Origin of the sequence: Methanobrevibacter curvatus (assembly GCF_001639295.1) — an archaeon.
GTDB lineage: Archaea > Methanobacteriota > Methanobacteria > Methanobacteriales > Methanobacteriaceae > Methanoflexus > Methanoflexus curvatus.
On the sequence record NZ_LWMV01000164.1, the window covers coordinates 1 to 22,647 of the forward strand.

The following is a 22,647-nucleotide window of genomic DNA, read 5'->3' on the forward strand; positions in this document are numbered from 1 at the left end:
TATTTTTATATTTTTTTTTTTTTTTTTTTTTTTTAATTTTAAAAACTATAATATTTTTTCCTTTTTTTATATTTAGTTTATTGGTTTTTAGAAATTTTGATGTTTTTTTTGTTTTTTTATCTATCAATGTCGGTGTTTATTTTGAAGAAACTAAAAGATTTGTCCAATGAAGATCTTGATAATATTATTGAATTTTTATCTGTGACTATTAATGATTTCATTTTAAAAAGAATTAAATCTAAAGAAATTGTTAATTTAGATATTAATATTAATTTAAATTATAATGAAGAATTAGACATTGATATATCCGTTGATTTGGAATTAGATAAATTTTCAACTCTTGATGAAGCCATTGCAAATGAAGCCATTGATTTTGCTTTAAATAGCTGTGATTTATTTTTAGAAGATAATTATTGTGGATAAAGAAAATGGGGTTAAAATGGAAAGATCATCTTGGGTTGTTATTGGGATAGCTATTATTCTACTTTTCGGTTTTTATCTTTGGGGAGTCACTCAGTTTAGTTTGATTGAACCAGTGGGGCGCTTAACTGTTACTAAAGTTGGAAATCCAGACATATTCCCTCAACACTCCAATGCTAAAGTTTTATCTGAATATGCTGCTAAATCAGGCTCTAAATGTGTTTTAATTGTGCATTATGGTGGAGATTCTAATTATCGCCATTTTCACGAAGACGATGACAATATTTTAGCACCTGATGGGGTTAATGTTTTAGAACTTGCTTTTGTGGACCCTTCTACATACAAAACCTATGTTGATTGGGGAGAGGTTTTTTCAAGCTTTATTTTTGGTATTCCTGAAGATAGATATGATTATAAAGCTGATGGAGAATATTTTGATACTTTAGATGAGGCATTAAATTATATTGATGGTTTAGCAAAAGATAGGGGTCAAGTTGGTCCTATTCCTATGTTTTATCATGGAACTGTACGTGCAGACAACCCTTATATGAATCCAGGATGTGGTTTTCCACTTTACACTCAAATTGCTTGGAAACAATATGGGCGTTTTGGAGCTTATTTTTATATTGTTAAAGGATTGATCTGGCCATTTGTTTCAAATAAATATTATCCATATGAAATTAGCCATTTATCTAGTTTACAGTTTTTATATAATTCTGGAAGATTAAATTATCAGTGAATTTTTTTATTTTTTTATTTTTTTATCTTTTTATTTTTTTACTAAGCATTAGCTATTTTTATCATTATTTAATATGATTTTTTTATTTTTTCTTTTCTATAATGCTTTTTTATTTTTTTATTTTTCTTTAGTTGTACCTAAAAAAATAGAAATATTTATATATTTTAAAACACGAAAATATATTTAGGTAATCCTAAACATTTAAATAGTAGAAAATATCAAAGTAGTATTATATTTAGGCATACCTAAATATTATGATTTGATTTTTTTTTATTGGATTATTTTTAAATGATATTTATTAATAAATTTAATTAAAAATTTTTCTAAATTTTAATATTTTTCTTAATTTTAAAAATATAAAATATAGTGAGGTAACAATTATGGATGAAAATAAAAAATATGATTCAATAATCACTTTAGATCAACTTGATTCTGATCAAGAAGCAACAATTGTTTCTTTTAACAACAAAGGTGATGTTGAATTAAAAAGACATTTACTTGGAATGGGATTTGTAAAAGGTGCAAGAATTAAGTTAGAAAAAGTTGCTCCTCTTGGTGATCCTATTAAATTTAGACTTAAAGGCTATTCTGTTAGTCTTAGAAAAACTGAAGCTAAAAACATTCAAGTTGGATTATAAACATTTTACAAATATTTTTAAAATACATTTACCTTAATATTTTTAAAATATGTCTGCCTAAATATTGTATTAAAATATATTTGCCTAAATATTTTATTTATCTAAAATGGAGAATTAAAAGTGAATATAAAAATTGGACTTGCTGGAAATCCAAATGTAGGAAAGACAACTCTTTTTAACCAACTTACTGGCTTACATCAACATGTTGGTAATTGGCCAGGAAAAACTGTTGAAAAAGCTGAGGGACACCTTAACTTTGAAAATGCACGTATTGAGGTTATAGATCTTCCTGGAAACTATGCCTTAAGTGCTCATTCTATTGAAGAAATTGTTTCAAGAGTTTTCATTGTTGATGAATCCTCTGACGTTATTGTAAATGTTGTTGATGCAACTAATCTTGAAAGAAACTTGTATTTAACTACTCAAATGATGGAGCTTGGAGCTAACTTAGTTTTAGCTGTCAACATGAATAAATTTGCAAAAAAAAGAGATTATAATATAGATTTTAAAGAATTATCAACTTTATTAGGTATCCCTGTGGTAGAAATTGAAGCAATAGATGATACAGGTAAAGATGAACTTTTAAGGGCAGTTAAAGATGCAACAAATAAACCAATAGATAGTAGTAAAAAATTGGTTTATGGTGCTGAATTAGAATCTCATTTAAAAGAACTTGAAAAGGTTATAAAAAGGGATATAAGTCTTCTTGATGTCCCTGTTTCATGGACAGCCATTAAGCTTTTGGAACATGATAAAATTATTGAAGAAAAAGTTAAAGAATCTAAATACTTTTTAGATATTTTTAATGAAGTTAAAAAAGTAGAAGAACATTTTAAAGATATTTTTAATGAATCTTCTGAGGAAGTAATAGCTAACTATAGATATGCATTTATTGAAGGTTTACTTAATGAATCTTTAAAAAAACCAGAAGTTGAAGAACCAACCATATCTGAAAAGCTAGATAAAATAATAACTAATAGGATCTTAGGTCTTCCAATTTTCTTGGTTATTATGTGGTTAATTTTCCAAATAACTTTTACTGTTGGAGCACCTTTTCAAGATTTAATTGATCAAGGATTTACACTACTTGGTGATACAATACTAGCTATTTTAGGTGAAACAACTCTATCTTCATTCATTGTGGATGGTATAATTGGTGGTGTTGGTGGAGTTATAGTCTTTTTACCTCAGATTGTCTTAATGTTTTTAATGATAAGTATATTAGAAGATTCAGGGTATCTTGCAAGAGCAGCATTTGTAATGGATAAAGTAATGCATAAATTAGTTGGACTACATGGAAAATCATTTATTCCAATGATTTTAGGTTTTGGTTGTGGAGTTCCTGGAATGATGGCAACAAGAACCATGGAACATGAAAGAGATCGTATTTTAACAATGTTAACTATTCCATTTATGTCATGTACTGCTCGTTTACCTGTTTACACTTTGTTTATTGCAGCATTTTTTACTGCCTATCAAGGTGAAGTAATGTTTTCATTGTACTTTTTAGGTGTAATTGTAGCTATTGTTGTAGCAGCCATTTTAAAGAAATCTCTATTTAAAGGAATTACAAGTCCTTTTGTTATGGAGCTACCTTCATACAAGCTTCCATCTTTAAAGGGTGTTTTAATCCACACTTGGGAGAAAGCTTATGGTTTTGTTAAAAAAGCAGGAACTATAATTCTTGCAGCAGCTATTATTGTTTGGATGTTAAGTAGTTTCCCTGTTGGAGTTGAATATGGTTCACAAGATAGTGCAATTGGACAAATTGGAACTGTAATTTCTCCAGTATTTGCTCCACTCGGTTTTGGTGATTGGCAACCTTCTGTTGCACTTTTATTTGGCGTTGTAGCTAAAGAAGTAGTTGTAGGAACTTTTAGTTCAATCTTTGGAGTTGGTGAAGATGGAGCAGGGCTGGAAACTGCAATTCATGGACTATTTACTCCATTAACTGCTTATGCCTTTATGACATTTGTTTTATTATATGTTCCTTGTTTTGCCGCTCTTGGAACCGTCAAACAAGAAACTAACTCATGGAAATGGCCTTTAGTCATGGTTGCAGTTACCACAGCAACAGCTTACATAGTTTCATTTATTGTTTATCATGGAGGCATGCTTCTAGGGTTTGGCTGATAATTTAGATTTAAAACATTTTTTAAGAGTTTTTATTAAACTCTTTTTTTATTTATTATTTGAATTTTTATTAAATTATTCTTTTATTTTTTATTATTTTTATTATTTTTATTATTTTTATTATTTTTATTTTTTTTTATTAATTATTTAGAGTTTAAAGTGATTTTATGGAATGTAGAATGTGTGGATTTGAATTTGATGAAACAAAAATTGGAAAAAGTTGTCAAGGATGTGGTAAAAAAGAATGTTCCACGGTTCATTGTCCAAATTGTGGGCATGGGAATTCACCAGAATTTGAACAGGAATTTAAATTTGTTGATATTTTAAAAGAAAGGCTTAAATCAAAAAAATAAATAAATAAATAAATAAATAATTTTTCTTAAGTTTTTTATTCAATTTCTTATTTTTTCAAATATTATTTCTAATTTTAACTTGTTTTCTATTTTTAAATAAATAATTTTATTAAGCAATTTAAACAAATCATAATTTAATATATTCAATAAATTTATTATATCTAAGACATTCATTATATCTAATTTATAGATATTCATTATATCTAAGATATTTATTATAATTTGTATAATTTTCTTTTTTTTTAAATCCTATTTAGCATTATACTACACTTAAAGGTTAAATCATGGTAGAAATAATTCCAGTATTAGATTTAATGAGTACAATAGCTGTCAGTGGAAAATCTGGCAATCGAAAAGAATATAAGCCTCTTAAATCTGTCTACTCTAATGATTCTAATCCAGTTTCAATTGCCAAAAGCTTAAAATTTAATGGCTATAATGAGATTTATATAGCAGATTTAGATCTAATAGAAAGAAAAGGAAACAATCTTGATTCAATTAAAATGATCAATTCATTTATTCCTGTAGTTTTAGATTGTGGAATTAGAAATTTTAAAGAATTTAATTTTTTTTTAGATTTTGCTTATAAATTAATAATAGCTACTGAAACATTATCCTCAATTGATGATTTAAAGTCAATCTTTAATAAATTTCCAAAAGAAAGAATAGTAATTAGCGTAGATATTAAAGATGGTAAATTATATTCAAAATCAAATGATTTTAATCTTAATTTAGAAGAATTTAATGAAATTTTATTGGAATTAGATCCTAATGAAATTATTCTTCTTGATATTTCAAAAGTGGGGACATTTACAGGAATAGATGAAAATTTAATAAATTCTTTTTCAAAATTTAAGGATAAACTTACTTTAGGTGGAGGTTTAAGTGAAAAGGACTTTTCAAAATTGGACGAATTAGATATAAAAAAAGTTTTAGTTGGCTCTGCTGTTCATAATGGAAGTGTTTAAAAAGTAATAACGATCTAAGATAAACTAGAAAGTAAATTAGAGTAACTAAAATATAACCAATATAATTTTTAGTTACCTACTAAGAAAGGTAAGACTATAAATGGTATTAATGTGCCAATAATGAATAGCACAATTCCTGCTAACAATTTTTCCCTTTCATCTTCCATTATTCCAGTTCCTATTAATAAAATACTTATTACTCCAAAAACCACAGGAATAATATGGGAAAATATTAGAGTTCCTCCATAGCTTGCCATTATTACCACATTTTATTATTTAAACAATTAATATTATACTTTTTATATAGATTTATATGAATTTTTATTTTATTTATCATTTTTCATTTATTATTAAATAATATTTACTTTATTATTTAAATATCTTTTTAAATTAGTAATTTTTTTATACTGTGATTTATATAATATAATAAGAAAATTATAAAAAACAATATTTTTAAATTTAATATTTCAATAATTTTATTTATATTATAGAATATTTTTATTTAATTATAAGATATTTATTTAATTATAAGATATTTTATTTAATTATAATATTTATAAGATATTTTTATTTATTTATATGATATTTTTTATTTAATTTTATTATTTATTTAATAATTTATCATTTTGAATATTGAGGTGTAATTGTGCATGAAATGGCAATGGCTGATAGTATTTTAAAGGCAGTAATTGAAAACGCTGAGAACAATCAAGCAATAGAAGTTATAGATGTTGTAGTTGAATTTGGTCAATTAGCTCTTTTAAATCCTGAACAAGTCAAATTCATGTTAGATGTTTTAAGTGAAGATACAATTGCAAAAGGTGCAAAGTTCATTATTGAATCGATTCCAATTGAAATCAAGTGTAAAAAATGCAGTTTTGAAGGAACAATAGATGGAAGTTCTTTAGATCATTATGCACCAATAGTTAAATGTCCAAAATGCGATGCATATCCTGTTGATGTTTTAAATGGAAAAGATGTAATTGTTAAAAAAATAAGTATTGAAAAAGAAGATTAATTAAATTTTTTATATTTTTTATTATTTATCTATTAATAAATAATTGTTTAAGAGGTTTCAAATGCATAAAGTAGCAGATATTGATGTTCACCATAATATAATGAAAGCAAATAAGAAAATAGCTGATAGAATTAAAAAGAACTTCGAAAACCACAATATTTTTTCTGTTGATTTTGTTGGAGCTATTGGCTCTGGAAAAACTTCCCTTATTGAAGAGTTAATTCAAAAAATGGATGGAAAAATAGCTGTTATTGCTGGAGATGTTATAAGTAAATTTGATGCAGGAAGATTTAAACGACACAATGTGCCAGTAGTTGGTCTTAACACTGGAAAAGAATGCCATTTAGATGCTCATTTAATTGAACATGCTTTAGACGATATTCCTTTAAATGATGTTGATTATATTTTTATTGAAAATGTGGGTAATTTAATTTGTCCAGTTGATTTTGATTTAGGTACTCATATGAGAATTGTTGTTGTAAGTGTTTCTGAAGGAGACGACACAGTAGAAAAACATCCACTAATTTTCCAAGACAGTGATTTAGCTATTATTAATAAGGTGGATATTGCTGAAGCTGTTGAAGCAGATGCTGACAAGATGGTTAATGATGCTAAAATTTTAAATCCTAATATACAAATTATTAAAACAAGCTTAAAAAACAATCAAGGTTTAAATGAAGTTATTTCAGCAATTGAGGAATTTAAATCTAATTAACTAATGTTTAATTAAACTTTGGTTAATATGTTTTAATATGTTTTAATAATATTTAATCTATAAAAATAGTGATAAAATGAAAATTTGGATTGATATAACAAATGCTCCTCATGTAAGGTTTTTTAAAGATATTATTGAATATTTTAAAAATGAGGGTGAGGATTTAATTGTTACTGGAAGAAAATTTGGAGACATTCATAAATTAATGGATATGTACAATATAGATTTCGAATCAATTGGTGGTCATGGTGTATCTTTAGAAGATAAGCTTAAAACAAGTACTGAAAGACTAAATAATTTAGTTGATTTTATTGTTGGTGAAAAAATTGATGTTGCATTGAGTAAACATTCTATTGAACTTCCACGTGTTTCTTTTGGTCTTTCTATCCCAAGTTTATATGTTTTAGATAATGAACATGCTCAAGCAGCCAATAAACTTACTTTGCCTTTATGTGATCGGCTAATTGCTCCTCAAATAATTGATGTTTGGAAACTTTTAAGTTATGGAATGGATCCAAATGATCTCATTAGATATGATGGAACATCTGAAATAATGCATTTTAAAAACTTTGAGTTTAATGAAAACATTTTTAATGATTTAAATTTAGATTTAAAATTTCCTAAAACAATTTTAATGCGCCCTGAACCTTCACTTGCATCTTATTTAGATGCAGATTGTAGGCATTCTGTTTTATCTCCTGTTGTTGAAACATTAAAGAAGTATGCTAATATTTTGATTCTTCCACGTTTCAAAGAACAAGCAGAAATTTTTGAAGGAATTGAAAATGTCACAATATTACATCCTCCTGTAGACACATCAAGCATTATAAAAAAAGCAGATCTTGTTATTGGTGCAGGAGGAACAATGAATAGAGAAGCAGCTATTTTACAAACTCCTGTTATCTCTTGTTATCCAGGTATTCCTCTTTCAGCAGACAAATATTATATTAATAAAGATTTAATGTTTAGGATAAATGATACCGATGAAATTATTAATAAGGCTTTAAAATTATTAGTTGCTCCAAAGAAACATATTCAAATCAATCATGATAATTTGTTCAAATTAATTGTTGACAATGTATATGATTTAGCAAAATAATTGTTTTTATTAATCTTTTTTTCAATTTTTACAGTTATTTATTTAATATTTTAAGGTAAAAAAAGTTCGTCATTAAATAAATATGCCAATTGAAGAAAAAATTTTTAAAATTCTTTAGTTTATAACATTTTTTTTTGAGTAAAATTTATATATTAATACTTTCAAATTATTTATATTATATTTTTGATAGCTAGTTTATATTATATTTTTAATAAATATTTTAGTGCATAATTTGTAATATATTTTTGAATAAATTTTAATAATTGGGCTGGTAGCTCAGATGGTAGATCGTCGCCTTGGCATGGCGGAGGCCCCGGGTTCAAATCCCGGTCAGTCCACTATATTTTTTATTTTTAAATAAAATTAATCAGTTTGCTTAAATTATTGCTATTTTTTTATTTATTTACAGGAAATACAAAGTTAGGAGTTTTCATGGCATTAATAGCTCAAAATCATTTTCAATTTATTTTAGAAGTTGGAGCATTTTTATTTGCAACAGTATTTTTCCTGCTAAATTTTATTCCAATTACTCTAAGCCTTGTTACAGTTCTTGCATTAGTTGCTTGTCTTCTTTTTACTGGGCTTTTTGCTATGGATCTGTTAATGTTATTTGTTTCTTTTAGCCAAAGTGAATTAACCCATGGTTTTGGACCCTTGGCATTACTTGCTATGGTAACTGCTCTTGCAGCTTTAAAAGTAATGAAAACATCTGGTGTTAATACTGGAGGATTAGAAAAATTAGTTTATATCTTTTTAGCAGCTATTACAATCTTCGGAGCTTTAATGCACAGATCATTTTTACTTTTATGGTTATTTGGTTTATTTATTGGATATTTTATAATTTCTTCATCCTTTAGAGAAAAAACTGTCCTATCATTAAAGAGAATTATAACTTTTTTAGGCTTAGGTGCTTTGGCATTTGTACTTCTCGAAGGAATATCTCAGTTAATACACATGCCTATTTTCTCTCCATTGACAAGGATTTCAAGAATAGAATTAAATTCTATTCCATCAATAAAAATGGTTTTGAAAAATACTTTTCTAATTGGTCATAGTGGAAATTCTTCTTTTTGGGGAACAGAAGGCACAGCATTTTCTGAAGGATATATTACTTTGCCTGTTTCCTTTGTACTTCTTTTTGGACTTCCATTTCCAATATTTTATGGGTCGTTGATTACTACAAAGGATACAATTGATTATATGCTACCAGGGATTATGGGATATGCTTTTGACTTTGGATATCTGGGTTTTGTTCTTCTTGTTGCATTTATGATTTTTACAATTGTTGTAGGGTTTAAATTACTTTATATTTATAGAGAAAAAAGAGAAAGTAACAATAAAAAGTATCTTGGCAGAGAAATTTTATTAATCGGATCTTTGACAGCATTTATAGCTCAAGGGACAGTTGGGTTATTTATTTTTAATAGAACAATTAATGGATCTGCATTGTTGACATTTTTAATCATTTCAGCTCTTGTTTTAGGGCACATGGTTACTTTAAAACGAAATTAATTTGTTTTAATATATTTTTACTAATTTTTTATTTTTTTTTATCTTATTTTTAAGAATTTAAAAAATTTTTAGAAAAATATTTTATCTATAAAAAATATATTCTATAAAAAATATATCTATATAATAAATATTATTAAAACTAAATTTTTATTTAATATTTTCTTATAATATTTTTCTTATAGTATTTTTATTATAATAATTTTATTATAATTATTTACATGGTGATTTAATGAAAAAAGCATTAGTTTTATTAGGGTGTCCAGAATCACCCTCTCAAACGCCAATGGCTATTTATGTTTCTAACAGATTAAATACTCTAGGATATGAGACATATATTGCTGCAAATCCTGCTGCTTTAAAACTTTTAGAAGTATCCGATCCTAATAATGTGTATATAAAAAACACTGTAGATATTGACGAGTCTTTAAATTCTCTTCAAGAAAAAGACTATGATTTACTTGTTGGTTTTGTTCACAAAGATGCAGCTGCTTCATTCTTTGTTACTTTTTATCATATTCTTAAAACAGAATCAATAGCTTTGATATTTGAAAAGGATGGAGAATTACTTGAAGAATATACAAATATAGTTTCAAAAAATACTGATGCTAAAATTGGTTCTGTTAGAGCTTTCCATAATCCAAATCCAATAAAAATAATTTTTGATAGTGCATTAGATGATTTAATTAAATGAGTATATTTGAATCAATAAATAGTTATGTTACAGCATTAACAATCAATGTTAATTGAATATACATTTAGCATTTATTATTAAAAATTATCATGTTAACTTAAATTTATCATAAGTTCATTACAAATTATTATAAATTCATTATAATTTTTTGATTTATTAAAATTATAATAAATTTTATAATAATATTATAATAAAATCTATAATAAAATTATCTTTAAATTATTAAACTTATCTAAATTATTAAAAATTATCTAAAGTATTTAAGTTTAGAAAATTTAAAAATTTTATTATTTTAAAATATTTTTGTAATTTATATTGAGGTGTTATATGTCATTTTGTTTAGAAACATATCTTCAGCAAAACGATGATTACAATATTTTACTTGGAAATTCAGGATTTAAAGAATGTGCTAAACTCATTGAAGAAAAATCTGAAGGAGTCGTTTATGTTAATCCTGGAGAAAAAGTTTTAGGTGCAAGATTAATTGGTATTCCTCCTATTCCAATTGGTTTAAGTCCAAACAAAGGAACTATTATTATTTCTTATACAAAACCATGTCATGGGACTGCAGCTGTTGAAATTCCAGTTAATGAGGAAGATTTTGATTCAATTAAGGAAGTGGCAATTAAAAAAACTTAAATTAATTAATGGTTTTAATTTTTTATATTTTTTATATTTTTTTTTAATTTTTTTGTTATTTTAGTTATTTATTTTTTTTATTGTATTATTTTTTTTTATATCATTTTTAATTATATTTTTTTTAATTTTTTATATTTTGTTTATCTTAATTATTTAATTGTATTTTTTTTATTTCTTATTATTTTTTTATTGGTTGTAAAAATATGATTAGTACAGTAGTAGGTAGTTTTCCTCTTAGCAATAACAAAAATGATCTATCATTTAAAAATAAAATTTTAACTAAATTTGCAAATGATTCCTACAAAAATGATATTAAATTTTCTGTTGAATCTCAATTAAATGCAGGAATTGATATAATTTCTGATGGGCAGGTTAGAGGAGACATGGTAGAGCTATTTTTAGATTTTATTCCAGGTTTTAAAAAAGATGGAAATACATTCTATCTAAAATCTAAAATTACTAAACCTCAAAATCCATTAAGAGTAAAAGACTTAAAAATAGCTATTAAATATATGAATGACTATTTAAATTCAAATAATAATTTAAAAAAATACAATAAAGAGGAAATAGATAAAAAAGGTGTTAAAGGAATAATTACTGGTCCATCTACATTAATTCAATCATCGAAAATTGGAAATATTTATAAAAATCAAGAATTAGCCATTTTAGATTTAGCTGAAGTACTAAAGTATGAAGCAATTGCCCTTGAAAATGCTGGTGCAAAGATGATTCAAATTGATGAGCCTTTTTTATCTACTGGTTTATTAGATGTTAATACTGCAAAAAAAGCAATATCAATTATGTCAGAAGAAATTAATATTCCATTTGCAATACACTGTTGTGGAGATATTAAAGATATTTTTAAAGATTTAACAAGTTTTAATGTGGATATTATAGACTGTGAATTTGCTGGAAATCCCTGTAACTTTGATTTTTTAAATGGAAATGCAAAATATTTAGACGGGAAAAAAATTGGTTTAGGAGTTATTGATACTAGTAATCCTAAAATAGAATCTGTTGAGGAAATAGTACAAACTATTGAAAAAGGAATAGCTATTGTTGGTGAAAATAATCTTTTAATAGATCCTGATTGTGGAATGAAAATGTTAAGTGAGGAAATAGCTTTTAAAAAGTTAGAAAATATGGTTAAAGCTATTAAAACATTTAACTCATGATTATTTGATCTTTTTAAGGTATTACTTAAAATCAACACGAAAAATGAAGGTGTTATTATGGCAACATTAATAGAGGTAGAGGAAATAGCTGATGGATGGGAACAATTAGTTAAAAAGATAATTGTTGAAGGTAAAGATATTAATGATGAACGTGGATCTCTTACTAAAGAAATTTTAAATGTTTTAGTTCAAATTAAAAACCCATTAGGAAAAACAAAAAAGGATTTTTTTAATATAAAAAATAATATGGATGAAATTTTAGATATTCGTGTCCCTGAAGGGTATTTTTGGAGCGGGGATAAATTAAAAACATATTCTGAACAATTTATTAGTGAGGATAAACAAGGTTTTGTTTATACTTATGGGAACCGCCTTAGAGCCCATTTTGATGGAACAGATCAAATAGCTGGAGCTATTAAAAGATTGAATGATTGTAGGGAGTCAAGAAGAGCCATTTCTATTACTTGGGATCAAGCATTAGACAGTTGTAGTGAGGAAGTCCCTTGTATGATTCTTGTTGACTTTAAAATCAGGGAAAATAAATTATACACAACTGCATTGTGGCGTTCACATGATATTTATGGTGCATGGTTTCCAAATGTAGTTGGATTAACTTATTTAGCACAATATGTTGCAGATAGAACAGATACACAAACGGCCAACATTACAGTACACTCTATTAGTGCTCACATATATGAAGTAAACTTTCCTGAAAGTAAAAAATTGTTAGATTAGCTTTTTATTTGCTTAAGTTGTTATTGCTTTTGTTTTAAATTAAACATTTAGGTATTGTGACTAAATGAATATTTTAATGAGTATTTTGATGAGTATTTTTTTAAATTTTTTATTTTATTAAATATTTGAAGTTTTTATTTTATGCAAATTTTTTAAGTTTTTTAAATTTTTATAAAAGTTAAAAATAAACTTTTAAATATGTCAATTACTAAATATAAATTTAATAATTAATTTGTTTTAAATTATTGTTTTAAATTATTGTTTTAAATTATTGTTTTAAATTGTGTCTTTGATGAATTATTATTTTAACTTGGATTTTTACAATTAAATAATCTATAAATTTATTTTTTAAAGTTATATGTGATATTATGGTTAGTGTAAATTTAGAAGCTAAAAAAGCTGTTGAGGAATTAATGGCTAAAGCAGAAAATCTTAATGTAGCAGTTTCAACATTAGAAAATGGTGCAACTGTCATTGATTGTGGTGTAAATGTTGCTGGTAGTTTTAAAGCTGGTGAATACTTTACAAAAGTATGTTTAGGAGGATTAGCTGAAGTCGGTATATCCATTCCTGGAGATTTATCTGAAAAATTCGCTTTACCTTCTGTAAAGATAAAAACTCATTACCCTGCTATTGCAACTATTGGTTCACAAGAAGCAGGTTGGAGAATTACAGTAGGAGATTACTTTGCTATGGGGTCAGGACCAGCAAGAGCTTTAGCACAAGCAGACAAAATTGAAGAAGAAATTGGATATAAAGATGATGCTGATGTAGCTATTTTAGCTTTAGAATCTGATGCACTTCCTAATGAAGAAGTTGCTAAATATGTTGCCGAAGAATCTGGTGTAGATACTAAAAATGTATACTTACTTGTTGCACCAACTGCTTCTATTGTTGGATCTATTCAAATAGCTGGAAGAGTTGTTGAAAATGGAACCTACAAAATGTTAGAAGTTTATCACTTTGATGTAAATAAAGTAAAACTTGCAGCAGGAATTGCTCCAATAGCTCCTGTTGATCCTAAGAAAGCTATGGGAAAAACTAATGATGCTGTTTTATTTGGTGGAAGAACTTATTATTACATTGAATCTGAAGAATCTGACGATTTAAAAACTTTAACTGAAAATTTACCTTCTTCTTCTTCTCCAAGCTATGGAAAACCATTTTTAGAAGTTTTTGAAGAAGCCAACTATGATTTTTTCAACATTGACAGTGGTATGTTTGCTCCTGCTGAGGTTACAGTTAATGACCTAAGAACTGGTGAGTTATTTAAAGCTGGAGCCGTAGATGTTGAATTGTTGAAAAAATCTTTTGGAGTTTAAATACTCTTTTTTTTTAATTTATTATTTTTTTAGTTTTATTTTAATTTTTTTATTTATCTTTTAATTTTTTTTTTAAATTTTTTATTTTTTTATTTTTTTATTTTCTTTTTTACATTTTTAAATCAGACATTGTTAGTATTTTTAAAATTATTTTATTGAAAATAGATTGATTAAATTTCCATGAAATGATTTTAAAAATGATTTATTCATATCATTTACAAAAATGAAGGTATTTAAATGACTGAAATTATATTTAAAAACAATTCTTCTATGACGAAGAATATTCTGTGTATTTTTATTTTCCTATTTCTATTTATAGCTATTTTTAGCATTGTATCTCAAAATTATGCTGTAAATCCAGATGATGTTAATAAGTTACCCGATAAAAAAAACATATCTAATAACTTAGGTTCTGTTTCATTGGAAGTTTTTGGTAACCCAAAATCAAATACTAAAATAGCTTATATTATTGGAATGCATCCTCTTGAAAATAAGGCACACAATACTTTATACAATCAATTAAAGTCAAAAAGTAAAAAATTTAAATATACATATTATGTTTATAGAGTTACTGTTAAAAAAAGCCCATTTAGTTATGATAAAGGTAGAATGAATGGACAACTTTTAGCTCAAAAATTTATTTTCCCTCATGCTAAAAAAGCAAAGTATAACCTAGTAATTGATGTACATTCTAACAGAGGCACTTTTAATGGAGGAAGTTATAAAAAAACTAACTTTGTTTTTGCTCCTTTAAATAATCTTAGATCAAAAGCTATTGGAAATAAAATCCTAAAAAAGATTCCAGATATTTCTTATTACTATCCTTCTTCCCAAACAAGCCCAAAATATTGTACAATTCCTTTAGTAAAATCAGGAACTAAAACAATAGTTTATGAAACTTATGGATATGAAAAACCTGCAAAAACAAAAAGTTTAATAAATAAATTAATCAACACTGTAGATTCTTTATCATTTTAATTATCAATTTATTAATTTATAATTTTAATCATTAAAATTTTAATCATCAATTTATTATTCTCATTTATTGAGACTATGTAAAAAACTTTGGTGTTTTTATTTTTCACCTATTTTTTGTATTTATAAAAATCTATTAAAAAGGTTTATATAGTATAAAATACTTATATCTATATTCTAATTAAAAAAATAACTATATAAATCAATTAATATTAATTATTATGATTTTAAATTATTTTACTATATTTATTTAATTAAATTATTTTATAAATTGATTTTATTAATTTAATTTATTTGTTAACTATAGTTGTTATATAAAATGTGAAATTATGGATGGTAATTTACTAACAAAGAAAAATAATGAAGTATATGCTATTAATAGTAATAATAGTACTAGTAATCTAAGAAAAACACTTTTAAATAAAAAAACCCTTAAAATTGGAATTTTAATATTTTTAATATTTATTTTAGCTACAAATGCATGTTATGCAGCATCTAGTTCTCAAACTACAAAAATAAGCCAAAATAACATAATTAAAAGTAGCCAATCAGTAGACTCATTTATTGCTAAAAATCATAGGCTTCCAAATACTGTCAAAGTTGATTCTTATACTTTTTCCCAAAAGGAATACTTCTATTTAATTTCAAAAGCTATTTCTAAAAGATATGAAAAATCTAATGGGAGCATATCTGCCATTAAATCCATTAAATATTCATCAAAAAAGTCTTATGTAAAAATTAATCCTGAAACAAAAAATATTTATTACAATACTGCTAAAAGTTTAAATTCTTACATAGAAAAAAACAAAAAAATTACTACTCATATTAAATACTATAATAAACTTTACAAAAAGGATTATGTTTTTAAAGAACTTAATAAGTATGTAAAAAAGATGAAGCTTACCCCATCAACATTAGGAACAAGTGCTAATAAAATACCTATCTCAAAATCTAAAACCGCTATATGGGTTCAGGGAGGGGATATGCTAAATGTTAACTTGAGTACTCTTAAATCATATGGTATTGGAAATATATTTTTAAGTTTTTCAGTTTTTAACAAATATGATAATGATACTCTTAAAAATTGGTTTAGTCAAGCTAATTCTAAAGGAATTAAGATTCATATTTGGATGCAAGCATTTTATTTAAGTGGGAAATGGACAAATCCTATTGATGCCAAATCAGGAAAAATAAATCAAAGCCATTTAAATAAAACAATAGCTGAAGCTAAAGAATATGCTAATTTTAAAGGAGTTAGTGGAATTCATTTAGATTATTTACGCTATCCTGGAACCGCATATAAAACTCCTGGTGCTAGTGATGGGATTAATACATTTGCATCCGAAATAAAAAATGCTGTTAAATCTATTAACTCTAAAATAATTTTTTCTGCAGCTATAATGCCTGAGAAATCAGCAAATATCAGATATTATGGTCAAAATACAACTGCTCTTGGAAGTATTTTTGATGTTTTAATTCCAATGGCTTATAAGGGTAATTATGAGCAAAATACCAATTGGATTAAATCTACTCTACAATGGTTTGTTTCTAATTCTCCTTCAGCTGAAATTTGGGGAGGTCTTCAAACATATGGCTCTGATGAAAAGCTTGTAAAGTTTTCTACTTCCCAATTAGGTCAAGATATATCTGCTTTATTGTCCAGTGGATCAAAGGGAGTAGTTCTATTTAGATGGGGACTGTTAAACCCAATTTTTTTTAAATAGGTTATCATCTTAAATGTTTATATTTCATTTTTAATTATTTTTAATTATTTTTTATTAGTTTTTTTTATTTTTTAATAATATTTTAATTTAACATGCTATAATTAATATTTAATCTCCAATGGCTGTAACGTCTACTATTCGATTACGAGGACCATCAAACTCAATAAAAAATATGGACTGCCAAGTTCCTAAATTGAGTTTGCAGTTATATATAGGAATTGTTTCACTTGGAGATAGTAAAATAGCTTTTAAATGTGATCCTCCATTATTATCTATTCTATCATGATAATAATCATTGTTTTCTATAACTAATTTACTTAATGTTATTTCAATATCTTTTAAAAGTCCAGATTCATTTTCATTTATAACTATGGCTGATGTAGAATGTTTTGAAAATATGTTTACTATGCCCCTGTTTATTTTGGAATCTTTTATTATTTTCTTAATTTCATCACTTATATCTATTATTTCAAATTTCTTCTTTGATTTTATATTTAATTTTTTTTGAATAATCATTTTATCTACATTCATTATTTAATTAGTTCATGTTTAATAGTTATTTATGTTATATAATATTAATATTATATTTTTAATTTGTTTCAATTTTATTTTATTTTTAATATGTTTTAATTTTATTTTTAATTATTTTTTAAAATGTCGTTTGAACTAAAAGTGTCTTAAAAAGAAATATTTATATACTAGTTTAATCAATATTTTGTTATAATAATCTAAAGATAAAGTATATTATCAGTTTATAATTTTTATATATTGAGCAATTTTTTCTATTTTTGGATATTATAATTTTTTTATTCAGCATATAATAAATAAAACTTTTTATATAGCTATTTTTTTATAATGCATCTAAGTAATGCTCTATTTTTTATTAATAAGTTTAAATGGCTATTTAACTGAGATTAACAACCTTAAAATATAATTTAAGGAATTTTTTTAATTTTTATCAATTTTTAAAAAAAATTTGAAGGTAATATCATGGCAATTTTTCAAGGAAAGTCAACAAGAAGCCCAAGTGGAGCAAGAAATAGATCAAATCGTGGAAAAAAGAAATTTGAATTAGGCAGAGAACCTGCTGAAACTAGAATTGGTGAAAAAAAATTAAGAAAAATCAGAACTCGTGGTGGAAACGAAAAATTAAGATTAGCTTTAGGGTCTAAAATTAATGTAGTCAATCCAGATACTAAAAAATCTGAACTCACTGAAGTAATAAATGTTGTTGAAAATAATGCTAATCCAAACTATGTAAGAAGAAACATAATAACTAAAGGTGCTGTTGTAGAAACATCCCTAGGAAATGCATTAGTCACTTCAAGACCAGGACAAGACGGCGTCATTAATGGTGTTTTAATAATTTAATTTTTTTATTTCTTAATATTTATTTATTATTTTTTTCTTTTTTATTAATTCTTTTTTTAATATTTATTTAACTATTTTTTAAATATTTTTTAAACATTTTTTAATTTTTTTTATTAATTTTATACAATATTCCGATTATTGTTTATACTTTTTCTTTTTTTAATTTTTATTAAAAATTAAGTAATTATTTTATACATGAAAACATAAATATTGTAATGTTATATTTTTTTTAAGATTTTTTAAAATCTTTTTTTTTTTTTTTAAAGTGTTTATTAATAAACTATTAATTTAATTGATTATTTGAGTTCTTAGAGTATTATTTATTTATCAAGATATTTTTAGTGTTAATATGAAAATTGGAATGAACCATGGTGCTGGTGGAGAGGTTATGGGAGATTTAATCTCTCAAACAGTGTTAAATAATGTAACAAAAAAAATTGTAAATGGTGGAATAGGCTTAGATTCATTAGATGACAGTGCTACAATTCCTGTTGGAGATAAAGAAATTGTTATAACTACTGATGGACATACAATTAACCCTTTATTTTTTCCTGGAGGAGATATTGGACGAATATCTGCCGCTGGAACTATAAATGACATATCAGTTATGGGTGCAAAGCCATTGGCTATTACTAATGCTATGATTATTCAAGAAGGGTTTAATATAGATGATTTAGATAGAATAATGAAATCTATGGATGAAACTTGTAGGGAATGTGATGTAGGAATAATAGCTGGAGATACTAAGGTCATGGAACAAGGAAAAATTGATAAAATGGTTATTGTTACTACGGGCATTGGTATTGTGGATAAAGGAAAAGCTATTAGGGATTCTACCCTTAATGTAGGAGATAAAATCATTATAAGCGGAAGTGTTGGTGATCATGGAATGAGTTTAATGTCTTTTAGAGAAGGGTTTGGTTTTGATACTGATTTAGTCTCTGATGTTGCTCCAGTTTATGAAATTGTAGAAGCAGCATTATCTGTTGGTGGTGTTACAGCTATGAAAGACCCTACAAGAGGGGGACTAGCTAATTCAATCAATGAAATGGCTAAAAAATCCAATGTTGGAGTTTTATTGGAAGATGATGCTATTCCTGTTAAAAAACAAGTCCATGCAGTATCTGAAATGTTAGGAATAGATCCTTATGAAGTTGCAAATGAAGGAAAAGTTTTAATGGGTGTTAAAAATAAAAATGCTTCAGAAGTTCTAAAAGCCATTAAAAATACAAAATATGGTAAAGAAGCAGCTATTATTGGTGAAGTCACAGAAGGTAATAGAGTATTAATGGAAACTCCAATAGGAGGAACACGTATTTTAGAAGCGCCTGTAGCTGATCCTGTTCCAAGAGTGTGTTAAGCACTGTTTATTTATTGATTAGTGTGTTGATTAAGTATATTATTTAACATATTGGTTATATTATTTAGCATGCTTGATTGGTTATATTGTTTAGTATATTTGATTAATTGTGTTTTAAAAGCTAATAATTAATTCTGTTTTTAAAAAAGTAATCATTAATGCCATTTTTTAATCAGGGATTATATAAAATAACGTTATAGTGAAAAATATGAATGTTACATTAGTTTCAAGATATTTCAACCCTAGAAATGGTGGAGTGGGAACAGTTTCAGAGGCTACATTGGAAACCCTTAAATTGGATAAAAATATTAATGTAAAAACATTTAGTATGAATAATAGTATTTTGTCTTTTGAAGGAGATATAAATCGCTTCCATCATTTAGATTATCTTTTTTTCTCTTTATTTGAAACCCCAATAAAAATAAGATCTAATTTATATAAAAATACTGATGTTTTCCATGCATTATCTCCTATTGAGGCATTATATCTTAATAAAAATAAAACAGTTGTTACAGTCCATGATTTAATGTTAATGACAATGCCTAAAATGATTCATACGGGAATTTTTGCTAAATCCTATGGATATTATTTTAAAAAAACATTAAATAAAGCCATTAAGTCTAAAGAGATAATAGCTATTTCTGATGAATCTGCAGGTGCATTGGCTAATCATTATAACTTAAATATAGAAGAACTACATGTTGTTAGAGATCCTTTAAGAAAGAATTTATACACAATGAAGAATAAACATTTAAATACTGACGATAAATTTACAATAGGAACAATAGCTCATTTAAACAAACGAAAAAGAGTAAATTTGCTCTTAAAAGCTTTTTTAAAAGCAGATATTAAAAATTCTCAACTTCTTATTGGGGGTACTGGAAACCAATTAGATTATTTGAAAAAAATGGCTAATGGAGATAAAAGAGTTAAATTCTTGGGTTTTGTTCCAGATGAAGATTTAAATAGCTTTTACAATTCTTTAGATGTTTTTGTTTACCCTTCTCTAATGGAAGGATATGGCTTGCCAATTGTTGAAGCAATGGCTTGTTCTGTTCCATCAATAACTTTAAATGATGCTTATATTCCTAAAGACTTAAAAACTAGAACTGTCCAAGCTTCAAGGGAAAATCTTTCAAATATTTTAAATGAAAAATTTTTTGATGTTGATATTAAATCAAATTTAGAATTTGTTAAAGAACACTCCCATGAAACCATTTGTAAACAACTTAACAACATTTATAAAATGGTTTTAGAATAGATATAAATATTAGTGAATTAAATAAATATTTAATATAATTGATAAATTGTTAAATATTAAACAGGTGATAGAATGCTAAGTATTTTTAAAAAAAGGATAGTTGCTTATATTGCTGATTTTTTTGTTGTTTCAGCTATTTTATGGGTAATTGCACAGTTGGCTGCATATTATATAATTCCACATGCTACATTTATAATTTATAATTACTTTATAATTTTAGTTCCTATTTTTACCATTGTTTATTTTGTGTTTTCTGAAAAAAATTATAAAACAACTGTTGGAAAACATTTAATGTTTTTAGAGGTGGTTTCTTATGAGGGTAATAATATAAGTTATAAACAAGCCATTGCTAGAAATTTATCTAAACTTTATTGGTTCCCTATTATAATAGATTTCTTAATTGGAAAGTATACAAAATCAAAAGATGAAAGAATTTTAGGTCAACTATCTAAAACTAGTGTTATAAATGAAGAAGATTAATTAAAATATATTATACTATTATATTTATTCATAATTCTTTTAAGAATTTTTTTTTAGTTGTTTTTGTTCATGTTTATAATTTATAGTTTTTTTTTAAATAGATGCTGTCCAATGATTATTTTTTGTAAAAACAAATATTTAATTAAAACTTTGAGAAAGCCTTTTGATCAAACTTTTTTTAAAAGTTTGTTTTAAATGTTCTTCTAATTATTAAATAAGTTATATTAATTAGTTAAATTTGAGTTAAAATATTTTAAAAAATAATAAAAATTAAAGGTTAAAAAATAATTATTTTTAGTAAATAGAGATTAATATTAATTAAAATAGAATTTTATCAAATATTTATATCTATTTTTATAATAAAATTCTATTATAACTTTATAAACCTAATTTAACTTATTTAATTAAATTTAGAAAATTAGATTTTTGAATTGCTATATAGTCTTTATAATTTTTATTCTGTTATTTAACAAATTTATAAAAAAATTTTAGTTATAAAAGAGATTATAAACAATGAAATTAAAGATTTTACCTCCTACTTTAAGACTAAATAATCGTTATTTAGTTTTAGAAATTAAATCAAATAAAATTTTAACAAAAGATGAACTTGTAGCCATTCTTTGGGATGGAGCCATTCGTTTTTATGGTGAATTAGAAACTAGCAACTTTAATATATGGGTCATGAGATTTTTTGACTGTTCAAATGAATTTGATAAATTTAAAAACCTTCAAAATGATTTTTATTTTTACAAATCTGTTGTTAGATGCCAAAGAGGCTTGGAAGAAAAATTTAGAGGGGGGGCTTTAGCAATGATAAACATGTATAAAAGAAATAAAATAGCTATTTCAACAATTGGTATAAGTGGAACCATTAAATCTGCAGTTAATAAATTTATTTTAAATGAATAGTTTTTTTTCATTTTTTAAACATTTTTTTATTTATTCATTTGGCTTTGTATTATATTGTCTTTTTAATTAATATTGGAAATTTTATAGTTTTTGGAAGATCCATTGTTTTTTGCAAGAGCAATTTTTGTAATGGATAGAATAACTATAACTTAGGAAGTATTAACTTTCCTTTTTGTTTTATATATTATATTGGTTAAAGTTTTCTCTTTTTTTTGGATAAAAAATTCTATTTGTTTTCATTTTTGTCCATGTTTTGCTTTTTTATTATAAATTATTATATTTGTTTTTCCATTGATATATATTTTTATATTTGATTTATTTAGAAACTTGTTTATATATAACGAATGAAACTTATTTATTAGCTGAAAATAACTTTTTTGTTTTTTTATTTTCATTTTTTTTATACTTTT

24 protein-coding genes and 1 tRNA gene are annotated in these 22,647 nt (G+C 25.0%); 23 read left to right on the forward strand and 2 right to left on the reverse strand.

Annotated elements, in window-relative coordinates:
• Positions 1-141 precede the first annotated feature (141 nt).
• The 6 genes from MBCUR_RS04850 (at position 142) to MBCUR_RS04875 (ending at position 5,251) form a co-directional block, all read left to right on the forward strand.
• Positions 142-423 carry a DUF3194 domain-containing protein gene (locus tag MBCUR_RS04850; RefSeq protein ID WP_169805795.1) on the forward strand — a complete coding sequence of 94 codons (282 nt, stop codon included), beginning with the start codon at positions 142-144 and terminating at the stop codon, positions 421-423.
• Between the two features lie 16 nt (positions 424-439).
• A complete protein-coding gene (locus tag MBCUR_RS04855) occupies positions 440-1,159 on the forward strand; it encodes a hypothetical protein (protein ID WP_067091011.1) in 720 nt (239 codons plus the stop codon).
• A gap of 380 nt (positions 1,160-1,539) precedes the next feature.
• Positions 1,540-1,797: a FeoA family protein gene (locus MBCUR_RS04860; RefSeq protein ID WP_067090936.1), complete on the forward strand. Its 258-nt coding sequence runs from the start codon at positions 1,540-1,542 to the stop codon at positions 1,795-1,797.
• 120 nt (positions 1,798-1,917) lie between these two features.
• On the forward strand, positions 1,918-3,930 hold the full coding sequence (feoB, locus tag MBCUR_RS04865; protein WP_067090938.1) for a ferrous iron transport protein B: 2,013 nt from the start codon (positions 1,918-1,920) through the stop codon (positions 3,928-3,930).
• Between the two features lie 167 nt (positions 3,931-4,097).
• A complete protein-coding gene (locus MBCUR_RS04870; RefSeq protein ID WP_067090943.1) occupies positions 4,098-4,283 on the forward strand; it encodes a hypothetical protein in 186 nt (61 codons plus the stop codon).
• Between the two features lie 284 nt (positions 4,284-4,567).
• Entirely contained in the window at positions 4,568-5,251 is a 684-nt protein-coding gene (locus MBCUR_RS04875) for a HisA/HisF family protein (protein ID WP_067090951.1), read from the forward strand.
• A gap of 68 nt (positions 5,252-5,319) precedes the next feature.
• On the opposite strand, the gene MBCUR_RS04880 is transcribed toward MBCUR_RS04875, so the two are convergent.
• Positions 5,320-5,508, reverse strand: coding sequence for a hypothetical protein (locus MBCUR_RS04880; RefSeq protein ID WP_067090954.1), 189 nt, complete (start codon positions 5,506-5,508; stop codon positions 5,320-5,322).
• 389 nt (positions 5,509-5,897) lie between these two features.
• Here MBCUR_RS04880 and hypA point away from each other — a divergent pair, with 389 nt between their 5' ends.
• From hypA to MBCUR_RS04940, 12 genes are all read left to right on the forward strand, one after another.
• A complete protein-coding gene (gene hypA, locus MBCUR_RS04885; RefSeq protein ID WP_067090957.1) occupies positions 5,898-6,269 on the forward strand; it encodes a hydrogenase maturation nickel metallochaperone HypA in 372 nt (123 codons plus the stop codon).
• Between the two features lie 61 nt (positions 6,270-6,330).
• Positions 6,331-6,984, forward strand: a complete 654-nt coding sequence (gene hypB / locus MBCUR_RS04890; RefSeq protein ID WP_067090959.1) for a hydrogenase nickel incorporation protein HypB — start codon at positions 6,331-6,333, stop codon at positions 6,982-6,984.
• Positions 6,985-7,060: 76 nt separating this feature from the next.
• Complete coding sequence (locus MBCUR_RS04895; RefSeq protein ID WP_067090961.1) at positions 7,061-8,083, forward strand: DUF354 domain-containing protein; 1,023 nt, start codon at positions 7,061-7,063, stop codon at positions 8,081-8,083.
• Positions 8,084-8,348: 265 nt separating this feature from the next.
• Positions 8,349-8,421: transfer RNA gene (locus tag MBCUR_RS04900), tRNA-Ala, on the forward strand.
• A 94-nt stretch (positions 8,422-8,515) separates the two neighbouring features.
• The gene (locus MBCUR_RS04905) at positions 8,516-9,595 is read left to right on the forward strand and encodes a hypothetical protein (RefSeq protein ID WP_067090965.1); all 1,080 of its coding nucleotides are present in this window, start codon (positions 8,516-8,518) and stop codon (positions 9,593-9,595) included.
• 229 nt (positions 9,596-9,824) lie between these two features.
• Positions 9,825-10,286, forward strand: a complete 462-nt coding sequence (locus MBCUR_RS04910) for a DUF1890 domain-containing protein (RefSeq protein WP_067090968.1) — start codon at positions 9,825-9,827, stop codon at positions 10,284-10,286.
• 327 nt (positions 10,287-10,613) lie between these two features.
• Entirely contained in the window at positions 10,614-10,925 is a 312-nt protein-coding gene (locus MBCUR_RS04915; protein ID WP_067090975.1) for a DUF1894 domain-containing protein, read from the forward strand.
• A gap of 203 nt (positions 10,926-11,128) precedes the next feature.
• The gene (locus tag MBCUR_RS04920) at positions 11,129-12,100 is read left to right on the forward strand and encodes a methionine synthase (protein ID WP_067090977.1); all 972 of its coding nucleotides are present in this window, start codon (positions 11,129-11,131) and stop codon (positions 12,098-12,100) included.
• 57 nt (positions 12,101-12,157) lie between these two features.
• Positions 12,158-12,835, forward strand: a complete 678-nt coding sequence (locus MBCUR_RS04925; protein ID WP_067090979.1) for a thymidylate synthase — start codon at positions 12,158-12,160, stop codon at positions 12,833-12,835.
• 368 nt (positions 12,836-13,203) lie between these two features.
• Complete coding sequence (gene mch / locus MBCUR_RS04930; RefSeq protein ID WP_067090982.1) at positions 13,204-14,157, forward strand: methenyltetrahydromethanopterin cyclohydrolase; 954 nt, start codon at positions 13,204-13,206, stop codon at positions 14,155-14,157.
• A gap of 237 nt (positions 14,158-14,394) precedes the next feature.
• Positions 14,395-15,135, forward strand: coding sequence for a hypothetical protein (locus tag MBCUR_RS04935; RefSeq protein ID WP_067090988.1), 741 nt, complete (start codon positions 14,395-14,397; stop codon positions 15,133-15,135).
• A 326-nt stretch (positions 15,136-15,461) separates the two neighbouring features.
• Complete coding sequence (locus MBCUR_RS04940) at positions 15,462-16,856, forward strand: glycoside hydrolase family 10 protein (protein WP_067090989.1); 1,395 nt, start codon at positions 15,462-15,464, stop codon at positions 16,854-16,856.
• A 108-nt stretch (positions 16,857-16,964) separates the two neighbouring features.
• Here the strand turns inward: MBCUR_RS04940 and MBCUR_RS04945 are convergent, their stop codons facing one another.
• The gene (locus MBCUR_RS04945) at positions 16,965-17,372 is read right to left on the reverse strand and encodes a secondary thiamine-phosphate synthase enzyme YjbQ (RefSeq protein WP_067090992.1); all 408 of its coding nucleotides are present in this window, start codon (positions 17,370-17,372) and stop codon (positions 16,965-16,967) included.
• Between the two features lie 474 nt (positions 17,373-17,846).
• On the opposite strand from MBCUR_RS04945, the gene MBCUR_RS04950 reads away from it, so the two are divergent.
• The 5 genes from MBCUR_RS04950 (at position 17,847) to MBCUR_RS04970 (ending at position 22,237) form a co-directional block, all read left to right on the forward strand.
• Positions 17,847-18,227, forward strand: a complete 381-nt coding sequence (locus MBCUR_RS04950) for a 30S ribosomal protein S8e (RefSeq protein WP_067090994.1) — start codon at positions 17,847-17,849, stop codon at positions 18,225-18,227.
• Positions 18,228-18,576: 349 nt separating this feature from the next.
• Entirely contained in the window at positions 18,577-19,587 is a 1,011-nt protein-coding gene (gene hypE / locus MBCUR_RS04955) for a hydrogenase expression/formation protein HypE (RefSeq protein WP_067090996.1), read from the forward strand.
• Between the two features lie 208 nt (positions 19,588-19,795).
• Positions 19,796-20,848: a glycosyltransferase gene (locus MBCUR_RS04960; RefSeq protein WP_067091008.1), complete on the forward strand. Its 1,053-nt coding sequence runs from the start codon at positions 19,796-19,798 to the stop codon at positions 20,846-20,848.
• A gap of 72 nt (positions 20,849-20,920) precedes the next feature.
• The gene (locus MBCUR_RS04965; RefSeq protein ID WP_067091009.1) at positions 20,921-21,328 is read left to right on the forward strand and encodes an RDD family protein; all 408 of its coding nucleotides are present in this window, start codon (positions 20,921-20,923) and stop codon (positions 21,326-21,328) included.
• Positions 21,329-21,841: 513 nt separating this feature from the next.
• On the forward strand, positions 21,842-22,237 hold the full coding sequence (locus tag MBCUR_RS04970; protein WP_067091010.1) for an Rpp14/Pop5 family protein: 396 nt from the start codon (positions 21,842-21,844) through the stop codon (positions 22,235-22,237).
• Positions 22,238-22,647 lie beyond the last annotated feature (410 nt).